Raw genomic sequence first — 14,268 nt, forward strand, 5'->3', positions numbered from 1 at the left:
CCGTCGCATATTATGTTTAGCTTTAATCTATGAAAACAATATCCATATTGGTCCCTGAGCATGCGGTGATGGAGGCCGTTGCAGACCCGCGTTATATGTTCACTACCGCCAACCTCTTCCTGCAGGGCTCGGGCAGGGAGCCGCTTTTTGACGTGCAATTGGTGGGCCAGAATCGGGATATCAGGTTGCTGGATGGGGTTTTCTCCGTACATACAGACAAGCTGCTCGAAGAAGTTGAGCACACGGACCTCATCATCATTCCCGCCCTGTTCGGCGATATGAAAGAAGCCATCGACAGCAACCGGGAAGCTATTCCCTGGATACTTGAACAGCACGGCAAGGGTGCAGAAATAGCTTCCCTTTGTGTTGGCGCTTTTTTGCTGGCTTCGACCGGATTACTGAACGGAAAAAAATGCTCCACCCACTGGGCATATTACAATGAATTCCGCGAACGCTTTCCGGAGGTTACCATCATGGACGGACAGATCGTTACAGATGAAGGTGGGATCTATTCCAGCGGTGGTGCCAACTCCTACTGGAACCTGTTACTCTACCTGCTGGAAAAATATGCTGATCGCGATACGGCCATCCTGGCGGCCAAATATTTCGCCATCGACATTGACCGCAACAGCCAATCCGTCTTTGCACTCTTCAACGGGCAGAAGGATCACAAGGATGAAGAAGTGCGCCGTACACAGGATTTCATCGAATCCAATTACCAGGATAAATTATCCGTTGACCAGCTGGCTGCGCTGGTGGCAGTCAGTCGCCGGAGTCTCGAACGCAGGTTCCGCTCCGCAACCGGAAATACTGTTGCCGAATATATCCAGCGGGTGAAGATCGAAGCGGCCAAACGCAGCTTCGAAGCCACACGCAAGAATATCAATGAAGTGATGTACGATGTAGGATACACCGACACCAAGGCATTCCGGACAGTGTTTAAAAAGATAACGGGACTCAACCCGGTGGCCTACCGGAACAAATACAATAACGCCAATTAATCACCCAGTACATCCACCTCAGCAGGCCGCTTCCCTTCTGCTAACGCAATGGCATAACCGATTATTAGTCCGGTTGCCAGCCCACCCAGGTGCCCGGCATTGTCAACACCCAAACTAAACGCGATTGTTTTTGGGGCGGATGGGTATCCAGATTTCCTCCCATGCGTTGGGATCAACCGGACTATAGCCCTCCGGAAGGCGCTCAAAATGCGGGCGCTCATCCAGTTCATAATCCGAAGCAGGCAACCAGGATCCGAAAATATACCCGAAGGTTTTTGCGAATTCGTGCGCAGGTCCATGATGAATGAAAACCGCATACAGTCCGCCTTTCAGCTCATATCCCTCCATGCCCTCCGGCAGAATGTTTATATCTTCCGCTTCTATTGCTGCCCATTTTTCGAAACGAATGCCAGGATTGAACAAGGGGAGTTCCTGTGCCGGGTCATAAACCTGCAGGGAATAAAGCCATGTTCCAATGCTGTTGGTAATTAACTTCCGGTAAGGCATAAATGACTGCCACAAAATACCTGTCTGGTTATCTGAAAGGGTCATGGTCCTTTTTTTACCCACCAGTTTTCGATCTTCCAGTCTTTCGATTCTTGGTTCCATAAAAAATATTTGAGTCCCCTCAATATTACAGGGCAGAGAGATCTATCGTATAAATATCCTGCCGGTTCCGGCGGATGTTTTCTACCAGGAAGCCACCAGGCTCAGGAATGATCTCAGCGAAATCAAAAACATTGCACCCCCTGGGCAGGGCTTCAAAAATAAGGGTGAAGCGAAGGGTTTCCCCCATTTCCAATGCCGTCCACATGGGGGCCATACAGATGTTCTCGGCAAACAGGAGCTGGCTCCGGTGTCCGGAGGACCGGTCAATCAGGTAAGTGGTTTTCCAGACCCTGACCAGTTCCCAGCTCGCGCGGCAGGTAAAGCGACCATGCACGATGACCTGCCCCGTTTCCTCCGCATCGGCCAGCAGGTCCTGCTTCACGTCCTCCGTGAGTTCAATTACAGGGCTGGTAGTAACCGCAGAAGAAAGGACCGGTGGAAAAGATGACATTGGTGCAAATTAAGAAAAGGGGAAATAAAAAATGGACGTATATTGTCGTATAAAATGAGACAAATGTCGTAAATTTGTACAAAGGATAAGTTATGGCAAGTTCCAAAAAATTGCAGGAGCCAGAAATCGCCTACCTGTCCGGCACTGATACCGGCCTCTTACAACTCATCGAATCCGTACGTAGGGGGCTGAGTTTCCAGCATTTTAAAAAGCTGATGGACAGCTATTCCTTCAGCCTTGCCGAATGGGCGCATATGCTGCATGTTTCAGACCGCACGCTTCAGAGGCTGCGCAACGAAAAAAAATCACTCGACCCTGTCAGTTCCGAGCGGGTACTCGAAGTGCACCTGTTGTACCTCCAGGGTGCCGAAGTTTTCGGATCTGCTGCCAATTTTGACCTTTGGATGCAAACCCCCAGCCTGGCCCTGGGTGGCGTTGTTCCCAAATCCCTTCTGGATACCGGCTTTGGCATCAGCCTGATCAAAGACGAACTCACCCGCATCGAACACGGCGTACTGGCATGATAGTTTACCGGCTTTCCAAAAAGGCTTACGCCCGGGATCTCTCTGGCGCAGGGGCAGAAAAGGCCGGCGGGCGCTGGAACAGCCAGGGCCTTCCCGCCCTATATACGGCAGGCAACAGGGCGCTTTGCACCGTTGAGGTGGCCGTGCATCTGCCGCTGCACATATTGCCAACCGATTATTACCTGGTAAGTCTCTATATTCCGGATCATATTCCCATCCATCAATTAAACCCCTCACAACTGCCTGCTAACTGGCAGGCACAACCGTATTTCCGGTCCACCCGGGAACTGGGCGACCGCTTCCTCCGGGAAGCCAGTCACCTGGTGATGCAGGTGCCATCGGCTGTAGTGCAGGGCGACTACAATTACCTGTTGAATCCCAGGCACCCGCTGATGGAAAAAATCTCCATCCAGGCTGTGGAACACTTTCAGTTTGACGGCCGTCTGTTTAACCGGAAATAAATGATACATAATCGCAGGGAGGTTTTGCAGGAGCCAGCAACTATACCACCGGATGTACGGCACTTTCCTTTTCGGAATCCCTGCCCGGACAAACACAATAAAGTATGCCGGGATAAAGAGGCAGATTGAAGCGGCCGTGAACAACTAAAAAACCCTCCGGTGAAGTTTCTTCAGGTCCTTTCCCAGTTCAGCCAGTACAAGGTCAGTTTTCCCTTTTAACTGGATGATCCGGGCAATTTCCCCGAAATACCAGTTCTGCTTATTTCGCGGGGCGCTGAAACGTTCCCAGACCTTTTTTCCAATTCTTTTCTGGTCATCGTAAATATTTCGGAGGTTATCAAGTTTGTCAGCAGCCGAAACCCTTAGCTGATCAAGACTCGCTTCGTGCTCCAGGAAATGGATGGTTTGTTTCTTGCGGGCTTTCCAGGTAGCCTCTTTTTCGATGGCTTTCTTCTCCAGTTTGTCCAGTTCCGTGGCACCACGAACCAGTTCGGCTACAACGGGGCCGAATTCTGATTCCACTTCCTGGATCGTAACAGGCGTATCTTCCACTACATCATGCAGGATGCCGGCTGCGACAATCTCATCCCTGCAATCTTTTTCCACGAGGATTCTACACACATTCATCAGGTGTGCCATATAAGGAACACGGGTTCCTTTTCTCAATTGATACTGGTGGTGCCGGGCTGCAAACAGGATGGCTTTTGGAACGAGACTCATAGCCGAATTTACAAAATTTCAGGCTACCCGTCTGACGTGCGTCTGACGTACGTCAGACGCACGTCAGACGGGTACACAAAAACTCAGTACCTGCTTAGGCGGGCTTCCTCCAGGTCGAGATTGTATTCCATATCTCGCAGCACCTCATCATCATAGGCTTTGGCCTCCCTAAGTTTCTGGAGCCCGTTCCTTCGCAGCCCCACCAGCTCCAGCATGACCTCCTTATGACGAACTTTTTGAGAAGCCATGGTCTCACTGTCGGCCTGCTCCTGTATATCCTGTTCAATAAGGTTAATCTTACGTTCCATCAGTTCACGGATATGTCCAATCGCATCCCTGGGATCCTGTTCATCCGGGTATTTGTTCCTGAGATAAGCCAGCGCTTCACGGGTCAGTTGAAGACGGATGGCATCGATCTGATCCTCCGGCGGAATGACATCTTCCTCTTCTTTCATTTTCATCGTACGCAAAATCAGGGGCAGGGTCAACCCCTGAATCACCAGGGTAACGAGAATAACCACAAAGGTGATGAAGAGTATCAGGTTCCTGTGGGGAAAGGCTTCGCCATTGTTCATCACCAACGGAACAGCCAGTGCAGATGCCAGTGAAACTACTCCGCGCATTCCCGCCCAGCCAATGATGAAATCCAATTTGCGGGCGTTCTTATCCCTGACCGAAGTGTCTGCACCAAACCAGCCTGAAATGGCGTCCATCAGGTAGACCAGTGCGATCCTGATCACGATGATTACCGCACAAATAATCAGTGAATACCAGATGGCCTCACTAATTGAATAATCTCCAAGTCCGCCAACAATTACCGGTAGTTCAAGCCCGATCAGGATGAACACAAATCCGTTCAGCAAAAAACCTACCGTTTCCCACACTTCCTTGGTCTGCATTCGGGTGTGGTAATTGAGGTAATCTTTGGAACGGTAAGACAGGAGCAGTCCGCCACTGACTACCGACAATACGCCCGACCAATGAAACTCTTCCGCGATGATATACATCAGGTAGGGAGCAATCAGTGTAATTGGTGTGGTGATGCTGGAGGATTTTGCCCAGAAGCGAAGCACCAGGTAAAGGATATGCCCTATCACCAGGCCGATAAATACACCCATCACGGCAAGCACTAAAAAATCCGTGGCTGCTTTCTGAAAAACGAACTCGCCGGTCAATACCGCCGCCAAGGCAAACCGGAACACCGTCAGGGAAGCCGCATCGTTCACCAGGCTCTCGCCCTCCAGGATAGCCATTCCGCGTCGCGGCATATCCATTCCTTTCAGCACCGAAGTGGCCGCCACCGCATCAGGAGGGGAGATGATTCCCCCGAGCAGAAAACCCAGTGCCAGCGTAAATCCGGGTATGATACTGGCAGATAAATAAGCGATGGCCAGTGAAGTACAGAATACCAGGCCGAACCCCATCAACAGTATCGGCCTTTTCCATTTCCAGAAATTGTTCCAGGAGGTATGCCATGCCGCCTCGAACAACAGGGGTGGCAGGAAAATCAGGAAAACAAGATCTGGATTGATGATAATATTCGGGATAGCCGGGATAAACGAAATGGCCAGTCCACCCATTACAAGGAAGATCGGATAGGAAATATTAAATCGCTGGCTCAGCAGGTAAAGCATCGCCATCAGGAAGAATAAAGCAATGACCAGTAAGAGCTGTTCATGAATCATCCGGCAAAAATAACAATTTCCACCGGCATGGTTCATTCATGGTGAACCCTGCTCACCTTGATTTCCACCGGTGATACTATCAGCGGAAACTTTTCAATCACCACCTTTCCGGGATCCAGGCCAAAACTTTTTTCTTCAGACAGGCTGATCCTTTTCAGGAAGAAATGAAACCGCATCACCAGCTTTTCCATAAATGACAGTTCATTATCCTGACTGAGGTATTTTTCCATCACAATGAACTGGAAATCCCCGGCAATATTATTCCTGCCCAGACTTTCATACCGGCTGGTCACATTCACTTCCCGGTTGGCCACCAGGTCTTCCACCACTTTCCTAAACAAGAGGTCTATACGCGGCTGAACGCGGAAGCCTAACCGAAAATCAACCCTTATGATATCATTCGGAATGATATGTGTTACTGAATATTCAGATGTATACGGGTCATCCAGCGTATCCACATGAACAAACCAGTAAATATCCGCGCGCTTCGGCTTCTTGAAAAGGATCGAATACATGATCTTGTGTTCAATCTCTTTCACTATATCCGCACTGGTCAGGTAAACGAGGTGGGTGGCATATTTGGGAACCGATTTATCATTGCTCAGTTCCTGGATCTTGGGAACATACTGGTCCAGCTTTACAAACTCCACATAACGGTTTTTGATCCGCCTTGCACGGAACCAATCGTACATGACGAAAAACAGCAGTCCGCCCATGATCAGGGTTACATATCCTCCGTGGGTAAACTTCTCCATATTGGCCCAAAGGAAGGACAGTTCAATACTCAGGTACACAGCCAGGTAGAGGTAGATCAGGACGGGCCTGGTCCTTCGCAGTACCAGGAAATTCGCAAAGAGAATGGAGGTCGCAATCATACAAAGGGTAATCGCCAAACCATAGGCAGCCTCCATATTGGAAGCTTTTTTGAAATACAATACGATGCCGATACAACCCAGGAAAAGCATGGTATTGATGGCCGGAATAAACAGTTGTCCCCTTGCTTCCGTCGGATAATTGATTTTGAACTTGGGCCAGAGGTTCAGTCGCATCGCTTCACTGATCAGCGTGAAGGAGCCCGAAATCAGGGCCTGGCTTGCGATGATGGCAGCAGCCGTGGCGATAGCGATCCCAAAATAGAGAAACCAATGCGGCATTACGCCGTAAAAGGGATTGAACCCGGTTTCCAGCAGGCCGGCAGTAATTTTCTGGCCACTGTAATTTTCCAGCAACCAGGCTCCCTGTCCCAGGTAATTCAATATCAAACAGGTCTTTACGAAAATCCAGCTATACCGGATATTCCATTTGCCGCAATGACCCAGGTCGGAATAAAGCGCTTCCGCACCTGTGGTACAGAGGAAAACACCGCCCAGGATATAAAAACCATTGGGATAGGTGGCCAGCAGGTGAATGGCATAATACGGATTGATGGCCTTAAAAACACTGAGGTCATCCGCAATATGAAACACGCCCAGCAATGCCAGCATAATGAACCAGAGGGTCATCACCGGGCCAAAGGACCTGCCGATAAATGCCGTCCCGAACTGCTGGATAAAAAACAGCAGGGACAGTATCCCTAGAACAATGTACACAATGGTAACCTGACTGATATCCGAAAAAGCGGGAACCTGCTTCAGACCTTCAATGGCCGAAGTAACCGATATGGGTGGTGTGATCATACCATCCGCCAGCAGGGCGGCACCACCGATCATGGCCGGAATCACCAGCCATTTGCGCCGCCGCCTCACCAGCGCGTACAGGGAAAATACACCTCCTTCACCCCGGTTATCGGCCTGCAGCGTAAGGATCACATATTTAATGGTGGTTTGCAGTGTCAATGTCCAGATTATACAGGACAGTGCACCTACAATTAATTCTTCGGTAATGACTTTTCCGCTGGTGATGGCGTTCAATACATAGAGCGGGGAAGTCCCAATGTCACCATAAATGATTCCAAGAGCTATTAATAGTCCGGCCAGGTTTACCTTTTGGTGAGATGACATGTTCAGTAATTAAACGCCAAATTTAATCCGGCACAACATGAAAGGCGTTATACCCGGGTAAGTTCCTGAAAATCTTTATAAAATCTTTATAAGCACCCGGTAATTTTGGTGATGATGTCAGGATTTCATTTTTACCGGCTCAGCAAGCCGAAACAATATGTGTACAGCTTATCGGCGGTACTGCTGGTGGCGGGCATCTGTTTCCTGTTTTCCGATATCCTCGACTATCATGTGGTGGCTTTGTTATTATTGGTAACGGTGTCGCTGGCAGCGGTGAGTTTCGACATCCGGCCGGTTTTGCTGGCAGCGGCATTGAGTGCATTGATCTGGGACATTTTCTTCATTCCGCCCCGCTTCACCTATGTGGTTAAAAAAGCGGAAGACCTGGTATTGCTGGCCATGTATTTCATCATCGCCCTCTTCAGTGCGGTACTAACGGCCAGGATCAGGGGCATGGAATCACTGGCGCGACAACAGGAGGAAAAAACCAGGGAGGTTACACTCTACAATACCATTCTGAATTCCCTTTCGCATGAACTGCGCACGCCCATTGCCACCATCATCGGCGCCACAGACAACCTCCAGGAGAACGACGACAAGCTCAGTGCGGCCAACCGGGTCAAATTGCTGCAGGAAATCGGTGGCGCAGCATTCCGGCTGAACCAACAGGTGGAGAACCTGCTCAATATATCGAGACTGGAATCTGGTTTTTTGCAGCCGAGGAAAGACTGGACGGATATCGGGGAGCTCATCCACCACATCCTGCGCCAGTTTGATCCCTCTGCCAGCCTTCACCGCATTGAAAAACAGATCGGGCCGAACCTGCCATTATTCCGGCTCGATAAAGGCATGCTGGAGCAGGTGCTCTACAACCTGGTGAATAACGCCCTCGTTCATACGCCGCCGGGAAGTCTTGTTTTCGTTTATGCATCGCATACAGACAACGGTTTAAAGCTGGTGGTGGAGGACAATGGTCCGGGTTTTCCGGAAACCGCTATTCCCAGGGTGTTTGACAAGTTTTACCGCCTTAAGGATACCGGCATAACAGGCACGGGCCTGGGATTATCCATCGTAAAAGGATTTACCGAAGCCATGGGAGGAACAGTAATGCTGGAGAACAGGCCATCCGGAGGAGCCCGTTTTATTGTTCTTTTACCCGCCGATTCTTCGCCCTCAATTATCGAACATGAGTAAAGCGCAAATCCTGGTAATAGAAGATGAACCGGCCCTGCGGACCCTGCTGGAGATTACCCTGCAGACCAACAATTATGCAGTGAACCTTGCTAAAAAAGCAAAGGACGGATTGATCATGGCGGAGAATCATCCACCGGACCTGATCCTGCTGGACCTGGGCCTGCCCGACCAGGACGGGCAGTATGTCCTGAAGGAGTTGCGCAAATGGTACACCAATCCCATCATCATTTTAAGCGTACACAAATCGGAGGAGGAGGTCATCCGGGCCCTGGACAATGGCGCCAATGATTACCTGTCGAAACCCTTTCGGACCGGCGAGCTGCTGGCGCGAATGCGGGCAGCACTGCGCACCGTGGTCACCGAAGAACAGGATACTGTGCTGAATTTTGGTGACCTGTCGGTAAACCTTGAGGAACGTACGGTGAGAAAAGGTTCCGAGCTGGTGAAACTCACCACCACCGAATACAGCCTGCTGGCCTTGCTGGCGCGAAACGAAGGAAAGGTACTGACACATTCATTCTTGCTGCGCACCATTTGGGGGCCGGGTTTCATCAACCAGTCACAATACCTGCGGGTATTTATCGCACAGCTGCGCAAGAAAATCGAGGACGATCCGAATGATCCGAAGTACCTGGTAACCGAGTCGGGCGTCGGGTACCGGTTTATGGGAGGCTGACCGGGTTGTTGTTATTCCTCATATTTAACCATTTGTTCCCCTCATTAAAGGATTCCGGGCGCTACCGGGGTAAAACTGTCATTTATGCGCTAAATTACCTGCGCAAAATCATTCCTGCTATATGTCCAACAAAACAACCAATTCCCGCCGAAAGTTCCTCCGGAACACGGTCGGAACCATTGCCGCCTTTACGATTGTACCCCGCCATGTATTAGGCAGGGGATTTCTTGCACCCAGCGACACCCTCACCAAAGGGGTCATCGGTGTAGGCTCCATGGGCCGCGGTCATTTTGAATACGCCGGCACCCGCACTGTTGCAGTTTGCGATGTGGATACCCGTCATATCCAGCTCGCACTGAATGCACTCGGTGGAGGAAAAGGAGTTAAGACCTTCCGCGATTACCGCGAGCTGATCACGCTGCCGGAAGTGGATATCGTTCACATCGCCACCCCTCCACACTGGCATGGCATCATGGCCGCCGATGCCGCCCGTGCCGGCAAAGACATCTGGTGCGAAAAGCCCATGACCCGCACGATCGGCGAGGGAAAGCGTGTAGTCGAGGCCGTTAAACAACATGGCCGCATCTTCCGACTCAATACCTGGTTCCGCTTCGAGGATAATTTTTATGGCATGAACACCACCGTGAAGCCCATCAAAAAACTGGTGGACAGCGGATTGCTCGGATGGCCCCTGAAGGTGACCGTTAGCAGGCACACCGGGTTCGACTGGAAGTTTTACTGGGTAGGGAAAACAGACCTTCCGGCCGAGCCAGTTCCACAGGAACTGGACTACGAAATGTGGCTGGGACCCGCACCCTACAAGCCTTACAGCTCTCACCGCGTACACACGACCTTCCGCGGATACTGGGATTATGATGGTGGCGGACTGGGCGATATGGGACAGCACTACATTGATCCGATCCAGTATTTCCTTGGCAAGGACGATGACTCCCCCGTTCTGGTGGAAGTGGATGCCCCGCAGCAACACGATGATGCCGTTGGCACCTGGCGCCGGATCACCTATACCTATGCGGACGGATGCCAGATCGTGCTCGATGGCGACGGCAGCCTGACTGACGCCGCTTATATCGAAGGTCCCCAGGGTAAACTCTACAAGGGATTCCAGTGCACCATTCCTGATATCGAGAAAAAGCTGGCCGAATTCCCCGACCCAGCACCCGTAACCACCAATTTCGTGGATGCCGTGAAAGGAAGGAAAAAATTTGCGCTCAATGAAGAGAACGGCCACCGTTCCTGCACCATCGTCAACATCGGCAAGATCGCCCTTCAACTTGGCCGGTCACTCCGCTTTGACCCGGTGCAACAGGTCTTCCTCAACGATGAAGGCGCCAACCGGTTACTGAACCCGCCCATGCGCGGACCCTGGAATATTTAAAGTTTCGCCAGAAATAAAACAGGAACCTCAGGACCGACATTCATTCAACTTCCGACAAGCTTAACATGAAAAAAACAATTCTCTCCCTCATACTTGCAGGCGCGCTTTATGGCGTAGCATCTGCACAAACCGACCAGAACCGGACCATACCGACCAAAATTGCCGACCTGCTGGCCAAAGCCCCGGCGGATGATTCCGCCCAGCTCATCCAGAATGCCATGGCTGTAGCAGATCTCGGTGAGGCAGGTCTCACCGAACTGGTCAAACAACTCAACCAGTCCGGCGATAAAAGCCGCCTGCACTATGCCATCAGCGGTTTCAGTTTTTACGCCACCCAACCCGGCCGCGAAAACTGGAGAAGCATGGCCACTAACGGTTATGGTAAATCGCTTTCGCAAATTGCCGACCCCGTGGAACAACAGTTCGTCATCTTCCAGTTGCAACAGGTGGCAAAAAATGACGCGATTGCCTACCTGAAGCCATACATTCATAATGATCGCTTAGCCGACGCCGTTAGCAGGGCCCTGGCTGCCATAGGAACACCCGAAGCCCACCAGGAACTGCACGCAGCGCTTGGTTCCTCTTCCGGCCCCGCCAGGCTGGCCATCGTGCAGGCCCTGGGGTATGCGGGATACCAGCCTGCTGCCGCAGACATCAGGGCGCTGGTGAAGAATAACCCGGCCGATGCATCCCTGCAGAAAGCCGGATTATATGCCCTGGCGTCCATGGCCGATCCCGATTCAGAAAGCCTGCTGGCCAATGCAGCCAGGCAGTCGGGTTACCGATATACCAACAGCGAGGCCACCGCAGCCTACCTCCACTGGCTGGGCAAACAGAACGCCAACAGCGCCACCACCAAAAAGATCAGTGGTTTGCTGGCAGGCCTGCAGGCAAGCGAACAAACGGGCACCCGCATCGCATTGCTGAAACTGCTGACAGAAAAATATGAACCCGGCGCCCAGCAGGTATTGCTGTATGCCCTGAAGGATAAGAACATCGCCTATCGCCAGGCAGCCCTGCGTTTTGCCGGCCCGCTGATCACAGAAAGCAATGCAGGAAGCTGGTTAAAAGCCATGCCTTCCCTGTCACCCGTTGTCAAGGCAGAACTCACCAATGCACTGGCAGCAAAAGGGATCAAAGCTGCAGCCGCCCCCGCCCTGCAATTGCTGGGTTCCAAAGATCCTGCCATCCGCAGCAGTGTGATGAACGCGGCGGTTCAGCTGGCGGGTGATAAGGCCCTGCCTGTTCTGGCCACCCTGTTAAAATCTGCAGATGCCAATGAAGCAAGGTCCATCCGCAATGCCCTGTTGCTGGCGGATAGCAAGGCCGCAGTGGAACTGGCCTCGGCGGCCATGGGTAGCGCTTCCAATGAAGGCAAAGCCGCTATGATCGAGGTGCTGGGTGAAAGAGCCGCAGCCGGGCAAACCATTAATTTGCTGCCCCTGCTCAACAGCGAAATACCCGCCCTGAAAACCGCCACCGCAGCCGCCCTGCCAAACATGGTGGCCCCTGACCATTTGCCGCAATTGTTTCCGCTGCTGGCAGGCGGGGCTACCGGTGCCGACCTGTCCAACCGCCAGGATATCCTGATCAGCGCATTGAAAGGCATCAAAGACCCGGCAGACCAAAGTGCCCGCCTGCTCAGCGCCTACCGTTCCGCAACCGCAGAACAGCAGCCCAGGTATTACCGCGTGATGGCCGGACTCGGATCGCCTGCGCTCCTGGCAGAACTGGCCGGCGGATTTGAATCGGCAGCCCCGGCTTCCCAACTGGCCATGGTGGAAGCCATGGGTGGCTGGAAAGATGGCGCCGCCCTTACTACCCTCTTCAACCTGGGGAAAAAAGCAGGTCCCGGCGCACTGGGTTCTGCCATCGTAAATGCCTTTACCCGCCAGGTAGGAAACAGCAAAGCCAGTGCCGAGAACAAATACCTCATGATCCGTGATATGATGCCCCTGGCTACAGATGTCCGCCAGCAATCGGCCCTGCTGAACGCCCTGGGCAGGATCTCCACCTATCCATCCCTGTTATATACCGCCGGCTTCCTGCAAAACCCTTCCCTTAAAGGTGCTGCCGCCAATGCCATCATGAACAGCTGCCTGGCAAACAACCAGCTCAGGGGCGCGAAAGTGCACCAATTGCTGGAACAGGCTATGGCCGCCGTTTCAGGAGGTGAGAGCGAATACCAGAAAGCTGCTGTACGCAAGCACATGGCCACCCTGTCAAAGGACGGTGATTTCGAACCGCTGTTTAATGGCAATGACCTGGGTGGCTGGAAGGGCCTGGTAGGTAACCCCATCACCCGGGCAAAGATGGATGCTGCCACGCTGGAAAAAGAACAGGCAAAGGCAGATGAAGCCATGAGAAAAGGATGGTCTGTGGAGAATGGACTGCTGGTCTTTAATGGTCATGGAGATAACCTTTGCACAGAAAAAAAATACCGCGATTTCGAACTCTATATCGACTGGAAAATTTCCAAAGACGGCGATGCCGGTATCTACCTGCGTGGTACACCGCAGGTACAGATCTGGGATACCACCCGCAGGGATGTGGGTGCCGAAGTAGGATCGGGTGGCCTCTACAACAACCAGAAAAATCCCAGCAAGCCGCTGGTGTTGGCCGACAATGCCATTGGCGACTGGAACCAGTTCCGGATCATCATGGAAGGCGACCAGGTGACCGTGTATCTCAACGGCCAGCTGGTTGTCGACAAAGTGCCCCTGGAGAATTACTGGGACCGCGCCCTGCCACTATCCCGCGAAGAGCAGATCGAACTGCAGGCCCATGGCACTTATGTGGCCTATCGAGACATCTACCTCCGTGAAATCAAAAGTCCCGAGCCTTATGTACTGACCCCGGCTGAAAAAGAAGCAGGATTCAAAGTCCTCTTTGACGGCACCAGCCTGAATGAATGGACAGGCAATAAATCAGCCTATATCATCGAAGATGGCAACCTGGCCGTTTACCCGAAAAGGGGTGGTAACGGTAACCTTTATACGAAAGACCAGTACAGCGATTTCGTGTATCGTTTCGAATTCAAACTGACCCCGGGCGCCAACAACGGCGTTGGACTCCGCGCACCACTTGAAGGCGATGCCGCCTATGAAGGAATGGAAGTACAGATCCTCGACAACGATGCCGATATCTACAAAAACCTGCAGCCCTACCAGTACCACGGTTCCGTATACGGTGTAATTACCGCCAAACGCGGCTTCCTGAAACCAATGGGTGAGTGGAACGAGGAGGAGATAGAACTCAAGGGCAACAAGATCAAAGTGACCCTGAACGGCACCGTTATAACAGAAGGTGACCTCGCTGAGGTTTCCGCCAACGGCACCCTCGACCACCGCGATCACCCCGGACTGAAACGTACCACGGGGCATATCGGTTTTCTCGGTCATGGCGATACGCTCTATTTCCGGAATATCCGCATTAAGGACCTGAGTCAGAAAGAAGCTGAGCCGGTCAAAAAGAAGAAGAAAAAGAGTAAGAAAAACTAAAGAAATAAAAGAGGCTGTCTCAAAAGGACAGCCTCCTTTTTTTTTATCGCT

The 14,268-nt window shown here is 51.9% G+C and carries 12 protein-coding genes; 7 read left to right on the top strand and 5 right to left on the bottom strand.

The window, feature by feature from the left end; all coding sequences use genetic code 11:
• Positions 1-29 precede the first annotated feature (29 nt).
• Positions 30-1,001, top strand: coding sequence for a GlxA family transcriptional regulator (locus BC349_RS11030; protein ID WP_187256775.1), 972 nt, complete (start codon positions 30-32; stop codon positions 999-1,001).
• A gap of 114 nt (positions 1,002-1,115) precedes the next feature.
• On the opposite strand, the gene BC349_RS11035 is transcribed toward BC349_RS11030, so the two are convergent.
• Positions 1,116-1,610, bottom strand: a complete 495-nt coding sequence (locus BC349_RS11035; protein WP_187256776.1) for a GyrI-like domain-containing protein — start codon at positions 1,608-1,610, stop codon at positions 1,116-1,118.
• A gap of 25 nt (positions 1,611-1,635) precedes the next feature.
• A complete protein-coding gene (locus BC349_RS11040) occupies positions 1,636-2,061 on the bottom strand; it encodes a hypothetical protein (protein WP_187256777.1) in 426 nt (141 codons plus the stop codon).
• 92 nt (positions 2,062-2,153) lie between these two features.
• On the opposite strand from BC349_RS11040, the gene parS reads away from it, so the two are divergent.
• Entirely contained in the window at positions 2,154-2,585 is a 432-nt protein-coding gene (parS, locus tag BC349_RS11045) for a type II RES/Xre toxin-antitoxin system antitoxin (RefSeq protein ID WP_187256778.1), read from the top strand.
• Positions 2,582-3,046 carry an RES family NAD+ phosphorylase gene (locus BC349_RS11050; protein WP_187256779.1) on the top strand — a complete coding sequence of 155 codons (465 nt, stop codon included), beginning with the start codon at positions 2,582-2,584 and terminating at the stop codon, positions 3,044-3,046. Before parS ends, BC349_RS11050 begins: the two co-directional genes overlap by 4 nt.
• A gap of 144 nt (positions 3,047-3,190) precedes the next feature.
• Here BC349_RS11050 and BC349_RS11055 read toward each other — a convergent pair whose 3' ends face one another.
• The 3 genes from BC349_RS11055 to BC349_RS11065 form a co-directional block, all read right to left on the bottom strand.
• Positions 3,191-3,766, bottom strand: a complete 576-nt coding sequence (locus tag BC349_RS11055; protein WP_187256780.1) for an HD domain-containing protein — start codon at positions 3,764-3,766, stop codon at positions 3,191-3,193.
• An 83-nt stretch (positions 3,767-3,849) separates the two neighbouring features.
• Positions 3,850-5,451, bottom strand: coding sequence for a Na+/H+ antiporter (locus tag BC349_RS11060; RefSeq protein ID WP_187256781.1), 1,602 nt, complete (start codon positions 5,449-5,451; stop codon positions 3,850-3,852).
• A gap of 32 nt (positions 5,452-5,483) precedes the next feature.
• Complete coding sequence (locus BC349_RS11065; RefSeq protein ID WP_187256782.1) at positions 5,484-7,451, bottom strand: KUP/HAK/KT family potassium transporter; 1,968 nt, start codon at positions 7,449-7,451, stop codon at positions 5,484-5,486.
• A gap of 111 nt (positions 7,452-7,562) precedes the next feature.
• Here BC349_RS11065 and BC349_RS11070 point away from each other — a divergent pair, with 111 nt between their 5' ends.
• The 4 genes from BC349_RS11070 (at position 7,563) to BC349_RS11085 (ending at position 14,217) form a co-directional block, all read left to right on the top strand.
• A complete protein-coding gene (locus BC349_RS11070; RefSeq protein ID WP_222840146.1) occupies positions 7,563-8,645 on the top strand; it encodes a sensor histidine kinase in 1,083 nt (360 codons plus the stop codon).
• Positions 8,638-9,321: a response regulator gene (locus BC349_RS11075; protein ID WP_187256783.1), complete on the top strand. Its 684-nt coding sequence runs from the start codon at positions 8,638-8,640 to the stop codon at positions 9,319-9,321. Before BC349_RS11070 ends, BC349_RS11075 begins: the two co-directional genes overlap by 8 nt.
• Positions 9,322-9,442: 121 nt before the next feature.
• Positions 9,443-10,717, top strand: a complete 1,275-nt coding sequence (locus tag BC349_RS11080; RefSeq protein WP_187256784.1) for a Gfo/Idh/MocA family oxidoreductase — start codon at positions 9,443-9,445, stop codon at positions 10,715-10,717.
• 65 nt (positions 10,718-10,782) lie between these two features.
• The gene (locus BC349_RS11085) at positions 10,783-14,217 is read left to right on the top strand and encodes a 3-keto-disaccharide hydrolase (RefSeq protein WP_187256785.1); all 3,435 of its coding nucleotides are present in this window, start codon (positions 10,783-10,785) and stop codon (positions 14,215-14,217) included.
• The last annotated feature ends 51 nt before the right edge of the window (positions 14,218-14,268 follow it).

Source organism: Flavihumibacter stibioxidans (genome assembly GCF_014332695.1).
GTDB classification, from domain to species: domain Bacteria; phylum Bacteroidota; class Bacteroidia; order Chitinophagales; family Chitinophagaceae; genus Flavihumibacter; species Flavihumibacter stibioxidans.

Bases quoted from the DNA above. Each gene is read 5' to 3' on its own strand.
- BC349_RS11030 (WP_187256775.1), top strand. From the start codon at position 30: ATGAAAACAATATCCATATTGGTCCCTGAGCATGCGGTGATGGAGGCC.
- BC349_RS11035 (WP_187256776.1), bottom strand. From the start codon at position 1,610: ATGGAACCAAGAATCGAAAGACTGGAAGATCGAAAACTGGTGGGTAAA.
- BC349_RS11040 (WP_187256777.1), bottom strand. From the start codon at position 2,061: ATGTCATCTTTTCCACCGGTCCTTTCTTCTGCGGTTACTACCAGCCCT.
- parS (WP_187256778.1), top strand. From the start codon at position 2,154: ATGGCAAGTTCCAAAAAATTGCAGGAGCCAGAAATCGCCTACCTGTCC.
- BC349_RS11050 (WP_187256779.1), top strand. From the start codon at position 2,582: ATGATAGTTTACCGGCTTTCCAAAAAGGCTTACGCCCGGGATCTCTCT.
- BC349_RS11055 (WP_187256780.1), bottom strand. From the start codon at position 3,766: ATGAGTCTCGTTCCAAAAGCCATCCTGTTTGCAGCCCGGCACCACCAG.
- BC349_RS11060 (WP_187256781.1), bottom strand. From the start codon at position 5,451: ATGATTCATGAACAGCTCTTACTGGTCATTGCTTTATTCTTCCTGATG.
- BC349_RS11065 (WP_187256782.1), bottom strand. From the start codon at position 7,451: ATGTCATCTCACCAAAAGGTAAACCTGGCCGGACTATTAATAGCTCTT.
- BC349_RS11070 (WP_222840146.1), top strand. From the start codon at position 7,563: ATGATGTCAGGATTTCATTTTTACCGGCTCAGCAAGCCGAAACAATAT.
- BC349_RS11075 (WP_187256783.1), top strand. From the start codon at position 8,638: ATGAGTAAAGCGCAAATCCTGGTAATAGAAGATGAACCGGCCCTGCGG.
- BC349_RS11080 (WP_187256784.1), top strand. From the start codon at position 9,443: ATGTCCAACAAAACAACCAATTCCCGCCGAAAGTTCCTCCGGAACACG.
- BC349_RS11085 (WP_187256785.1), top strand. From the start codon at position 10,783: ATGAAAAAAACAATTCTCTCCCTCATACTTGCAGGCGCGCTTTATGGC.